Origin of the sequence: Sphingobacterium sp. MYb388 (genome assembly GCF_037479535.1) — a bacterium.
In the GTDB taxonomy this organism is placed as follows: Bacteria; Bacteroidota; Bacteroidia; order Sphingobacteriales; family Sphingobacteriaceae; genus Sphingobacterium; species Sphingobacterium anhuiense.
Genome location: NZ_JBBGYV010000003.1, coordinates 319400 through 333040, shown reverse-complemented (window position 1 = coordinate 333040; position 13641 = coordinate 319400). Strand labels below are relative to the sequence as shown.

At 38.3% G+C, this 13641-nt stretch carries 7 protein-coding genes; 6 read left to right on the top strand and 1 reads right to left on the bottom strand.

Annotation, left to right across the window (positions count from 1 at the left end; all coding sequences use genetic code 11):
* Window positions 1–18: 18 nt before the first annotated feature.
* The 6 genes from WH188_RS11975 to WH188_RS11950 all read left to right on the top strand — a co-directional run bounded on the left by WH188_RS11975 (window position 19) and on the right by WH188_RS11950 (window position 12506).
* Window positions 19–3150, top strand: coding sequence for a SusC/RagA family TonB-linked outer membrane protein (locus WH188_RS11975; RefSeq protein WP_237682835.1), 3132 nt, complete (start codon window positions 19–21; stop codon window positions 3148–3150).
* Window positions 3151–3160: 10 nt separating this feature from the next.
* Window positions 3161–4738, top strand: a complete 1578-nt coding sequence (locus WH188_RS11970) for a RagB/SusD family nutrient uptake outer membrane protein (protein WP_165905872.1) — start codon at window positions 3161–3163, stop codon at window positions 4736–4738.
* 298 nt (window positions 4739–5036) lie between these two features.
* Complete coding sequence (locus WH188_RS11965) at window positions 5037–5615, top strand: RNA polymerase sigma-70 factor (RefSeq protein WP_339424047.1); 579 nt, start codon at window positions 5037–5039, stop codon at window positions 5613–5615.
* 66 nt (window positions 5616–5681) lie between these two features.
* Entirely contained in the window at window positions 5682–6827 is a 1146-nt protein-coding gene (locus WH188_RS11960) for a FecR family protein (RefSeq protein WP_339424046.1), read from the top strand.
* 250 nt (window positions 6828–7077) lie between these two features.
* A complete protein-coding gene (locus WH188_RS11955; RefSeq protein ID WP_339424045.1) occupies window positions 7078–10500 on the top strand; it encodes a TonB-dependent receptor in 3423 nt (1140 codons plus the stop codon).
* An 11-nt stretch (window positions 10501–10511) separates the two neighbouring features.
* The gene (locus tag WH188_RS11950; protein ID WP_339424044.1) at window positions 10512–12506 is read left to right on the top strand and encodes a RagB/SusD family nutrient uptake outer membrane protein; all 1995 of its coding nucleotides are present in this window, start codon (window positions 10512–10514) and stop codon (window positions 12504–12506) included.
* A gap of 289 nt (window positions 12507–12795) precedes the next feature.
* Here the strand turns inward: WH188_RS11950 and WH188_RS11945 are convergent, their stop codons facing one another.
* Window positions 12796–13515, bottom strand: a complete 720-nt coding sequence (locus tag WH188_RS11945) for a YoaK family protein (protein WP_168127725.1) — start codon at window positions 13513–13515, stop codon at window positions 12796–12798.
* Window positions 13516–13641: the final 126 nt, after the last annotated feature.

Here is a 13641-nt window from a genome sequence, read left to right as displayed (position 1 = left end):
CTCACTAATTAAAACATTATGATAAAAAAGATTACTAAACCTTTTTTTGTAACTAACTTTTATCCCATTACATCTGCCCTCATGTTGGCTTTGACTATGCCAAATCATGTACATGCAAGTAATACAGATAAAATTATTGTACAACTTCAACTCAACCAGCAACAAGCTGTCTCTGGCTCAGTATCCTCCAGTTCCGGCCCCCTTAATGGTGTCACAATTACTGTCAAGGAAAATCCCACAATCGCAACTTCAACTGATAAAAAAGGACAATTTTCAATAAAAGCCAATTCAGGACAAACCTTAATTTTTTCTTTAGTTGGATTTGAAAAATTAGAACGTGTTATCACATCTGGAAACATGTCTATACAGCTTACCGAATCCAATGAAACGTTGAATGAAGTTGTAGTGGTTGGTTTTGGAACACAGAAAAAAGTCAACCTAACTGGAGCAGTACAAGCAATCAGCAGTAAAGATCTACAAGATCGTCCGGTAACCAATGTATCAACGGCCTTACAAGGTAAATTTGCAGGAGTAACCATCATTCAAAATTCAGGTCAACCCGGGAAAGACGGTGGAACGATTCGTATCCGTGGACTGGGTACCACCAACAATGCCAACCCTTTAGTTTTGGTAGATGGTGTGGAGAGCTCCATGAACAACATCAATCCCAATGATATTGAAAACATCTCTGTCCTTAAAGATGGCCCTAGTGCTGCCATTTATGGATCTAAAGCCGCCAATGGGGTTGTTTTGATCACGACAAAAAAAGGGAAAATGGGCGATCCGCAATTAACCTATACCGGTTATGCTGGCTGGCAAGATCCGACACGCTTACCTAAATACATGCGATCATACGATCATGCTGTTATCTTGAATGAAGCCTTGGCGAATCAAAAGTTAGCACTACGATTTTCAGAAGCAGACTTAGAAGGATTCAAAAATAAATCTAATCCCGATAAATACCCCGATACCGATTGGTTAGATTTATTATATTCTGGAAGCGGTCTACAGCAGTCACACAATCTGCAGTATTCTGGTGCTACCGAAAAGGTAAATTACATGGCTTCTTTGGGTTTCATGGATCAGAAAGGTGTTATTGATGTCGCTAAATCAGACCGTTATAACTTTAGAACAAATCTAGGAGCTAAAATTACATCAAAGCTTTCGATGAATTTAGGTTTATCCTACAACTATCAACGGATCAATGAACCTGTAAATCCATATACAGGAGATATGGCTCAAATTTTTAGGCAGGCCAATCGGATACCTTCTTTCATTCCCTATAAATACTCCAATGGATATTATGGCTATTACGGTGATGGAAATCCCATTGCCTGGTTAGATATGAAATCAACTGATGCCATGATCTATAAACATGCCAACATCAATGTATCCGCTGAGTATCAAATCGTAGAAGGACTGAAATTTAAGCAGGTCGTGAGTTTCCAGCCTAGAGATAATATGTCCTCAAAATTTGTAAAGGAAATTCAATTCTATGATAACACCACAGGTTTACCAAGTCAAAAACAAGGTGTAAATAACTTAACGGTTTATAACAATCAAGAAGAATTATTAACGCTTCAATCCTTACTAACCTATGACAAGACTTTTGGTAAGCATCAACTTAATGTCTTAGGTGGTTTTATGGACGAAACAAGACGTGCCGATTTTTCGAGTGCATATCGTCAGAATTTTTTAGGAACTGAATTACAAGAATTAGTTCTAGGAGACCCTTCTGGACAAGTGGCAAATGGTGGAGCTAAAAAATTGATTTTAAGATCCTATTTTGGTCGTGTAAATTATGTATTTGCTGATAAGTATTTATTTGAAGCCAATGTGAGACGAGATGGCTCATCCAGATTTGTCAGTAGCAATCAGTGGAACACATTCCCATCATTCTCTGCAGGATGGCGAATAGCACAGGAAAATTTCTTTCAGAATTCAGGTTTAGCAAATTCCATATCTGAATTAAAACTTAGAGGTGGATGGGGTATCTTAGGTAATCAAACTTTAACTGGCGTAGGTGAAAACGCTTATCCTACCAATGACGAGTGGTATCCAGGTATTTACACCATAAACTCTGGCTTTAACTATGCATTTGGCAATGCCTTATCGTCTGGAGGTGCCGTTTCTGTTGCCGCAAATCCAGCTTTGCTTTGGGAAAGATCAGTAAGTTCTAACATCGGTTTAGATTTAAACTTTAAAAACAACTGGAGTTTTGTAATCGATTATTTCAATCGCACGACCGATCGTTTGTATACAACTTTACCTATACCAATTCAATTTGGACTTCCTTCTCCGACTCAAAATGCAGGAAAAGTTAGAAATAGAGGTTTAGAAGTTCAAGCAAATTATGCTAATAGAGCTGGAGAGTTTAAATTTGACATTGGTGCAAATGCATCTTACATTAAGAATGAGATCCTAGAGTGGAAATCAGATGCCGCAGAGCCACATTCTACATTTTATGTCCGCGATCGTGGTTTACCACTTCGTTCATTTTATGGTTATGAGACATTGGGCATTTACCGTTCCGATGAAGAGTATATTAATTCCAAAGTTACAGGTGTCACAGGAGATGTTGGCGCTGGAGATTTAATCTATAAAGATCAAAACGGTGATGGTAAAATCGATGGTAATGACCGTGTTTATCTAGGCTCCCCTGATCCAAAATTCATTTTCGGCCTTACAACTAATTTCTCATACAAAAATTTTGATCTTAATATGTTTTGGCAAGGCGCTGCTGATGTAAAAGGATACCTCTGGGGTGAAGCCTTAGGTAGCATTACCGGTTCGGATAAACCAACAGAAATTTATGCCGACCGTTTCCATATTGTCAATAATCCAAATGGTTCTATGCCTCGAGCGTTAACCTCTTGGAGTCAAAATTCAGCATCTACTAATCCTTCCGATTTTTGGGTTCAAAATGCAAGCTATGTCCGCTTAAAAAATATCACATTAGGATACAATATACCACAAAGTGTATTGAACAAAATTGGTATCAAAGGAGCGAAAGTATACTACAGTGGTCAAAACTTATTGACAATTACAGGATTTGCCAACGGATTTGATCCAGAAGCACCAGCAGATTCAAGAGGAAATTATTACCCACAGGTAAAGACCAATATTTTTGGTTTGAATGTTAACTTTTAAAAGAAAAAAAATGTTACGTAAATATAAATACATCATATTGGCATGTGCCTTAGGGTTAGCTTCTTGCGAGTCATTAGACCAACAGCCATTAGACCGATTAAGTGAAAAAACGTTTTGGACGTCAGAAAAAGAAACACTTTTTGCAGTAACGGGATTATATAATGGATGGGAGTCCGGCAGCCAGATCTTTTACATGGATTGTGCCTCAGACAATTCACATAATGATTTTTCACACGAAGGCTTTCAACAAATCGGTAATGGATCATTCAACCCGACAAACCCAGGTAATGCGAGTTCAAGATTCACCTACACACATATTAGGAGAGCAAACTGGATTTTAGAGAATATTGATAAAGCTCCAATTGCTGCTGATTTGAAGAAAAGATTAACAGCAGAAGTAAAAACACTGCGCGCTTATCGATACTTAGATTTAGCCATTCTTTTCGGAGATGTGCCCTTAATAACCAAAACCTTAGCCATAGAAGATTCTGCCGTTCCAGCTAACCCGAGGGCAGAAGTATTTAAATTTATCGAAGATGAATTAATAGCTGCAGCAGCAGATCTACCTGTCGTTCAAGCAGAAAAAGGAAGAATGACAAAAGGGGCAGCCTTAGGTTTTTTAGCTAGAACATATGCTTTTCAGAATAAACATGCTGATGTTTTGAAGGCAACTCAACAAATCATAGATTTCAACCATTATCAATTATTTAATGACTATGCTAATCTGTTTGAGGCCGCTAACGAAAATAACTTAGAAGTCATTTCAGATATCCAATATATAGAAAATACATTTGGTTATACTGAGCTAGGTATTATGATGCCGAATACCATCGGGGGTTGGAGTTCAATTATTCCTGTCCAAAATCTTGTGGACGCATATGAAACGAAAGACGGAAAAACCATTGCTTCCTCTACGACTTACAACCCTGCCAAACCATATGATAATAGAGATCCAAGACTAGCTGCTACTATTGTATACCCTGGAGCATTGTATGCTGGAAAATACTTCGACCCATTAGGCGATACCAAAGATCACCCAGCAAGTGCAGATAACGCATCTAATTCAGGATATAATTACCGTAAATATCTTCAAAACCCTTCATCTTATAGTAATGTGTGGAATGTAGGCGTGAATATTATTGTACAAAGATATGCGGAGATTTTACTGCTAAATGCTGAAGCTAAAATTGAACTAAATCAAATAAATGCTACAGTTTATGATCAACTGAACAAGGTAAGAATAAGAGCAGGTTTACCAAAAGTAAATGAATCCGAATATGCCTCTCAAGCTAAGCTAAGAGAGCTGGTTAGGCGTGAATTTAGAGTTGAATTAGCAGGTGAAGGCAGACGTAGATTTGACATTATACGTTGGGGTGTTGCCCAAGATGTAATGAATACAACTGTTTATGGAAGTTTATCTAAAGGATCAGTTAATTCGACTACAGGTGAAGTTACTTTTACAAATTTAACCGATAGATTCCTAGTGGAAAAAAGAACGTTTACTGCTGGTAAAAATGAACTTTGGCCGATACCACAAAGTGCCATTGATGCAGGAAAAGGAAGTTTAGTTCAAAATAAAAATTATTAAATAAGCATTTATCAAATACAAAAAGACTGCCTCTACTTATGTGGGGGCAGTCTTTTTTTTGCATTTTCGAACCGAAAGATTTATATCTAATCTTATCATTATTGTAAAAGACTATTACTACAAATAAATTTAAACTCAATAAATCCGATCCGCAAAACAGCGTTAACACTCGCCACATGCATACCTATAAAAAACTAATTTTCAAAGCAATAACAAGAGTGAAAACCATATATTATGTACTACATAATTTGTGATTTATAAAAATACTACATATATTGGGTATCTAGAAAACCGCTTTATGAAAAACACTCAATTTGGGGATGACGAGCTATTGATAAAGTTGAGGGATAATGACCATTCAGCACTTACCGCTATATACAATAAGTACTGGAAAAACTTATACCAATCCAGTTACCGTATACTACAGGACCATGACAAATGTGAAGATGCCATTCAGGAAGTATTTGTAAACCTCTGGGAAATCCGTTCAAAACTGTTCATTAAAATATCTTTAAAATCATATTTATACGCATCTGTACGTTATGAGATACTGAGACAATTGAGACGTAAGACTATTACAGAAGATATTGTAAATTTTATGGATACGCTGAGCACCGATAGCAATCAAGAACTATTGGAATATAAGGAACTCGATCAACAGATCAATCAGATTATCGATGCACTTCCCTCCCGTTGCCAAGAAGTTTTTAAGTTAAGCCGTCTGGAGCATCTTTCACATAAAGAAATTGCTGAAAAATTGGCCATTAGCACGAAAACAGTTGAATATCATATATCAAATGCGCTACTATTCTTAAGGAGTAATCTGGGAAAAACCCTCAGCGTGGAGTTATTTATGGTTCTTCTACTCCATCCTTAAAAAAAATCAATTTTTGCCTAGGGATAGATCATCCCTTTTACTCATATATACATATAACCATAAATTTTGACACAAAAAGAAATTCTAGCATTACTGGATAGGTATCTCGCAGGTGAAACATCTTTCGAAGAAGAACAGCTATTGTCCAGATTTCATGAGACCTATGGTAAGGGAAAAGAATTGGACGAAGCATTCTTTACAGATGAGCGCCGATTGGCGATTTTATCCAAGATTGAAAATCAAATCCATTTTCAAAAGAGCAGATTTATAAATTGGAAACGATGGTTTCCGGTAGCTGCGGCAGTAATAATCATGCTGAGCATTACTGGAATGCTTTATTTCAATCAAAAGCTTGAAAATACTTCCAAAGTAGACCTGTCTCAACAAGCTGAACAGATCATGCCAGGAACGAATAAAGCCATCTTAAGACTTGCGGATGGAACCACTATTTCACTTGATGATAGCAATAGCAGTAATCTGACATTGTTAAAAGAAAAAGGTTTGACGGTGAAAAGCAATCATGATGGCCAGCTCCTGTATATCATTGCGGATACAAAAGCAAAAGGATTGAAAGGTACCAATAGCATAGAAACACCTCGTGGGGGCAAATATGAAGTTTTACTTCCAGACGGAACACATGTCTGGTTAAATTCAGCATCTTCTCTCTCGTACAATTTAGATTTTAGCCACCAAAGAAAAGTACAGCTGCAGGGAGAGGCATACTTTGAAGTGGCAAAGAAAAAAGTTCCATTTACTGTGCAGCACGGCATGCAGGAAATCCAGGTTTTAGGGACCCATTTTAATGTAAATGCTTATAAAGATGAAAGCTATTCAGAAACAACCCTGCTAGAGGGGCAAATTGCACTTCGATCATTACATGGAAAAGATGAAAAAACCATTCTCATGAGGCCCAATTTTAAAGTAACGACCGATCATCATTCTGGCCTATCAAAACATAGCATAGCTGATATAGAATCTGTTATGGCTTGGAAAAATGGTGATTTTCTATTTGAAGATCAAGAATTGGCGTCCATATTACGTGTCATTGCAAGATGGTATGATGTAAAAGTGGATTATAATTCACTTCCAAGAACACGATATACACTACAATTATCCAAGCAAGTACGACTTTCAGATGTATTGAAAATGCTGGAAAAGACAGGACCGGTCAAATTCCAATTCAAGCAAAATACGATAAAAGTTGAAAAATAATTATCCATTCAAAACCTATTAAAAAATATGCCTATGATAAAAAACAACTAAACAAACACCTAAAAACAAAAAAATCCAGTTGCACCGCCATGCAACTGAACCAATTAAAAGGTAACAAAATAAACTTAAAGTATTACTAATCAATCACCTAATGAACAAATGTATAAATAAAATGATGCATTGTAGGGAATTATTTTTCATTTTTTTGAAGGAAATCCCTGCAATCTTATGTAATGGTTTTTTCCTAAAAATGAAAATAACAACTTTCCTTATTATTGTGAGCTTACAGGTTTCCGCCAATGTACTGTCGCAAGAAATAAGCTTAAGCGTAAAAGAAGCCCGCTTAAAAGAAGTACTCGTCAGTATTCGCAAACAGACAGGAATCAGGATGGTTTATAATACTGAATTAATCGGCAAAGCAAAACCTGTTTCTGTAGATATAAAAAGACTGCCGCTACAACGTACCCTGGAACTGGTATTAGCAGAACAACCCTTTGATTACGAATGGAATGGCAACACAATTTTGATTAAGCCCAAATTGGAAACCGCTAAAACTGTGATAACAGAACCTGTACAAACACAGTTGGTTGTTTCCGGTAAAGTGTATAAATCCGGCAATAGTCCTCTATCAGGAGTAAGCATCAGAGAAAAAGGGACAAATAATGGTACGACTACAAATGAAAATGGCACATTCACACTAACAGTAAAAGATGCCAGATCAACCTTAGTTTTTAGTTATGTAGGCTTTAAAACAATCGAAAATATCGCTTCAGCGCAGATGAGTATCACCTTGGAGGAGGACGCTTCTGCCATGGACGAAGTTGTCGTCGTTGGCTATGGCACACAGAAAAAAATAAATTTGACGGGTTCCGTCTCTACGGTCAGCGCAAAGCAACTTGAGTCCAGACCTGTGCAAAACTTAGGACAGGCCCTACAAGGAATGGTACCGGGACTAAATCTGCAAACTGCTGGTCTAGGTGGTGAACTTAACCAAACCATGAGTGTCAATATACGTGGAGCAGGTACAATCGGTGTTGGTTCCTCTTCATCCGTATTGGTATTGATCGATGGAATGGAAGGCGATATGAATGCGCTAAATCCGCAGGATATCGAAAATATCTCCGTTCTAAAAGATGCAGCTTCAGCCGCTATATATGGCTCTAGAGCTCCTTTTGGTGTTATTTTAATTACCACAAAAGCAGGTAAAATTGGAAAACCGGTGGTCAATTACAACAACAATATCAGGTTAAGTGCACCAAGAGGTTTACCAACGATGCTGGATTCTAAAACATTTGCTTACTATTACAATGAAGTTGCGGCCAATGATGGCGAAGCGGCCAAATTTTCACAAACTGTCCTTGATAAAATCATTGCCTATCAAAATGGAGAAATCAGTACCGTCTCCACAGCGGGTGCAGATGGAAAATGGCAGTACTATACCGGATCGAACGCCAATACCAACTGGTTTGAAGAATTTTATAAAAACTTCTCCACTTCACATGAACATACCATGAGTGTGAACGGTGGATCAGACCGTGTTAAATATTATTCTTCACTGAATTATATGGATCAGGATGGTTTAAATAAATATGCAAACGATAATTTCAAACGTTTTTCATTTGCTACAAAATTAGATGTCAAAATTTCCGATAAGCTAGATCTATTAACAAATACCCGGTTTGTAAGAGAAGATTTTGATAAAGCAACGCATATGAATGACCTTTATTATCATAATATTGCCCGACGCTGGCCAACCGTTCCTGTACGCGATGATAATGGATTCTTTTCAGAACCTTCAGAAATAAATCAATTACTGGACGGAGGACGTACCAACTACCAAAAAGACTTTTTATATCAGCAGATCCAATTAAAATATCAACCGGTCAAAGGTTGGAATATCACCGGTAATGTCAATTACAGAATCACCAATAGGAATGATCACGGGGAAATTTTAAAAGCTTATGCTTATGCAGTAAACAAAGAACCTTTCCTTGTTCCGGTCGGATACAACAGTGCTGGCGGAACCAGTGTCGGGGAAACTGCTCGAAAAGATGAATACTTCAGTACCAATTTATTTTCAGACTATAGTTTCAATATTGCCGAAGACCACCAGTTTACAGTTCTGGCAGGATTCAATTCAGAATTGAATAAGTACAGAACGCTAGGAGGGACTATGAGCGGTTTGATCACAGACGATATCCCTACGTTAAATACCGCAACATTAGACCCGAAAACCAATGGTGGTTATCAGCACTGGGCTATTGCAGGATTTTTTAGCCGGGTCAATTATAGCTATAAAGACCGTTACCTATTGGAATTAAATGCCCGTTATGATGGTTCATCCCGATTTCCGAAAGACCTAAGATGGAATCTCTTCCCCTCATTTTCTGCAGGCTGGAATATTTCCAACGAAGCCTTCTGGCCTCTAAAATCTGAAATATCACTATTCAAAATTAGAGGATCTTATGGAGAACTCGGTAATCAGGGAACAGACAACTGGTATCCTTTCTATTCCATCATGCCTGTTACAGCCGGACAAGGTAGCTGGTTACTCAATGGTGTGAAACCAAATTCGGCAAGTGCTCCAAATTTAATTTCCTCTTCTTTAACCTGGGAACGTGTTTCCAGCTGGAATCTAGGATTGGATGTCGCGGCTCTCAACAATCGTTTAGGACTCGCATTTGATCTCTATAAAAGAAATACCTATGACATGATTGGCCCCGCACCCGATCTACCTGCGATTTTAGGAACAGCGGTACCTCGCATCAATAATTCAGAAATGTATTCTAAAGGGTTTGAAGTTGAACTTTCATGGAAAGACGATATCGGAGATTTCAACTATGGCGTACGTGCTGTATTATCAGACGATCAACAGACCATCACAAAATACCCTAATTCAACCGGAAATTTTACCCAATGGTATAACGGTAAAAAGAACGGAGAGATCTGGGGTTATACAACGCTAGGTATCGCACAGACTCAGGAGCAGATGGATGCACATATTGCCAATACCAAACAATCCTTCGCTACCAAATGGCAAGCAGGAGATGTTATGTATTTGGATAAAAATGGAGATGGACAAGTAAATAATGGAGCAAATACCTTGGCCAATCCTGGTGATATGAGCATTATCGGCAATAGCCTACCCCGCTTTAGATACAGTTTAGATCTTACTGCCAATTATAAAGGATTTGACGTTAGGGTATTTCTTCAGGGAATTGGAAAACGGGATCACGTGCCCAACGGACCTTATTTCTGGGGTGCCAATGGCGGTATGTGGCAATCCGCAGGTTTCCAGGAAAACATGGATTTCTTTAGGGACGAGAATTCAGTGATGGTACAGAACGATGTGCTGGGGATCAACACCGATGCCTACCTACCAAGACCTTATTTCAACACCCAAAAGAACCAGCAGACCCAGACACGATATATACAGAATGCCGCTTATCTACGGTTAAAAAATGCGCAGCTCGGCTATACCTTCAACCCTGCTTTATTATCAAAGATCGGACTATCAAAAATCCGTGTATATGCTTCCGGAGAGAATCTATTGACATTTACAAAAATGGCAAAAGTATTTGACCCAGAGACGGTAGGTTTAGGAGGATGGAACGATGGTAAATCATACCCGTTCTCAACCATCTATTCTTTTGGATTAAGTGTGAATTTTTAATGATTTGAATAATGAAAAAGAGCTATATAAATAAGATACAACAACTCTGCGCAGCGGTACTTGCCTTTAGTACATTATTATCCTGTAATAAATATTTGGATAGAGCACCTTTATCCGAGGTAACACCCTCAGAGTACTTAAATACAGAAGCTGATCTCGCGGCATATACCATTACCCGTTACAATTTCCCAACACATGGAGGTTGGGGATTGGGTACATTTGCTAATGATAACGGGACAGACAATCAAGTAACTTCGGGTTATGCGACACGTTGGGTACCTGGCGAATGGCGGGTAGGCGCTACAGGTGGGGACTGGGATTTTACGAATATCCGTCAGGTCAATTATTTCCTCGAATCGGTAGTTCCCAAATGGAAAAGTAACAGCATAACCGGCAATAAGCTCAATATTGAGCATTATATCGGTGAAGCCTATTTCTTACGGGCTTACGAATACTTCAACAAAGTACAGGCATTGGGAGATTTCCCTATCTTAAAAAATACCGTAAAAGATAATCTGGAGGAATTAACCGTCATTTCCACTCGTAAACCGCGAAATGAAGTTGCCCGTTTTATCATCGCAGATCTGGATTCAGCGGCTACTTTACTCAGTACAACAACTGCTTCCGGAAAAACTCGGATCACCAAAAATGCTGCACTATTGTTAAAATCCCGTGTGGCACTGCATGAAGCTACCTGGCTGAAATACCATAAAGGAACTGCTTTAGTTCCAGGAGGACCAGGATGGCCAGGAGCAAAATCAAATCCCAATTTCGCCATGAACATCGATCAGGAAATCGACTATTTCCTGACACAGGCTATGGAGTCTGCGCAGTTGGTAGCAGATGGAGTGGCTTTGGTAAACAATACAAAGGATAATGGATTTAATTCATCAAACAACCCTTATTTCAAGATGTTTGGAGATTTTGACCTAAATGCCTATAGTGAAGTGCTTCTTTGGAGACAATATAGCCTACCCTTAAATGTTACACATGCTGTCAATCATTACATGAACAGAAATGCAGGGAATTCGGGATATGCAAAAGGATTAGTAGAAAATTTCACTATGGCCAATGGATTACCGATTTATGCCGCAAATTCAGGATATAAAGGCGATAATTTAATCAGCGATGTAAAAATTGATCGCGATAACCGTTTACAGATCTTTATGAAAGCTCCGGGAGAGTTAAGTTATACCGATCGGAAGAATACAAATGGACAAGATATCTCAGAGGGAAACCCAGATATTTTAGGAATTGCTGAAACCAGATATGTGACAGGATATGCCCTTAAGAAAGGTTTCAATTACCTGATTGCACAATCCGAAGGCGCAACAAGCACCACCGGTTCTATTGTATTCAGAGCCGTTGAAGCTTACTTAAATTATATCGAAGCCAGTTACCTTAAAAATGGTTCGGTCAATGCTAAGGCGCAGGCATACTGGACGCAAATCAGGGAGCGTGCTGGAGTCAACACCGACTATATGAACACGGTCAATAACACCGATATGAATATGGAAGCAAAAGGTGATTTCGGGGCCTATTCTGCCGGACAATTATTATCGGATAAAGTTTTATATAATATCCGGAGAGAAAGACGCCTGGAATTAGTTGCTGAGGGCCTGCGTTTTGCAGATCTAAAACGCTGGAGAGCATTAGACCAACTTGCGGCAAAACCTTATATTGTTGAAGGCATGAAAATATGGGGACCTATGCAAGAATGGTATAAAGATGAAAAAGGAGTTTCATCGTTGATACAGCCAAATACTGCAGGAAAAACAGCCAATGTTTCCCTGCAGTCTGAAAGCAATTATCTTAGACCTTACCGCATCAACTTAGCGGCAACCAATTTAGTCCTCGACGGGTATAAATGGATCAGTGCACATTATTTAAATCCAATTGCCATGAGCCACTTTACCATAACTTCACCAGACGGTTCACCCGAATCTTCAAGCATATACCAAAATCCAGGCTGGCCATTAATGGCTAATCAAGGAGCAACAAATTAAGCATACTGAAGTACCGTACTGCATACCAGCAGTATGGTACTTTTTTTATACAGAAACATTCTGAAAGAAAAAAGAACAATAGATCACTCCATCTTGCCGGACCAAGAACTCTATTATGTATATACAGAATATTTTAGAAAACAACTTAGGCAAACACCTGTCGGCACTCGAATTGTCTCTTATTGGAGCGGATGGGAAGAGGTCTCCAATAAGTTTTGATCTCGAACATACTGCATGTAGAGGTTTACTCAACTTTTGAAAAAAAATCATTTAGGCTGCATTTGTTTATTTAATCATGGCTTCCCAGCTTTTTTCTTCTGAACCGGTAATATCCCAAAAGGATGCGGTCAAAATAAAGTGCAATCAATAATATGAGTATAGGTAAAAGCAACGTTTTTCGGTCAAACCATACATATAAAAATGCTCCTATAATTCCACCAAGGAAAAATCCACCAATAATGATTGCCTTGAGTCCAATAGCCCCCCTCAGAAGTTTCCGCTCATTACTTTTTTTGTAAAAAATCATTTGCGATAATTCTATACCTAGATCAGTAAACAGTCCCGTCAGATGAGTCGTACGTACCACAGAACCTGATATCTTTGTGACAAGCGCATTCTGCAAACCCATCGCGACCAATAATAAACAAGATAGCCAAACTGAGTAATCATGTAAACAGAAAGTAACAACTGCAAGAAGAGAAATTTCAATAGCAAGAGGTAATGTGTAAGAAAAATGAACAGTATCTTTAGAAGTCATTTCTAAGGTTGTATTTGCCAGGAAAGCACCAAGGAAAAATGAAATCACATAGAGTATGCTCAAGAAAGCTAACCCATAGTTATTCCGAAAAAGCTCTTCAGAAAAAAAAGCAAAGTGCCCTGTTACATTTGTCGTCAATGTCCTAAAAGAAAGAACTCCTACAATATTCACTACACCAGAAACTACGGACAATAATGCTGCCAGCTGCACATTGTGTACAAAATTCCGTCCCTTATCTCGATGTCTAAACATGATGATCAATCCACATTGTAAAGATACAAAAAATCAATCTCAGCAAAACAAATGTGATTTATCTGTAAATAGTTACTTAACAGACTTACTTCATAACCTACTTAGCTGAATACATAAACTTTTGAT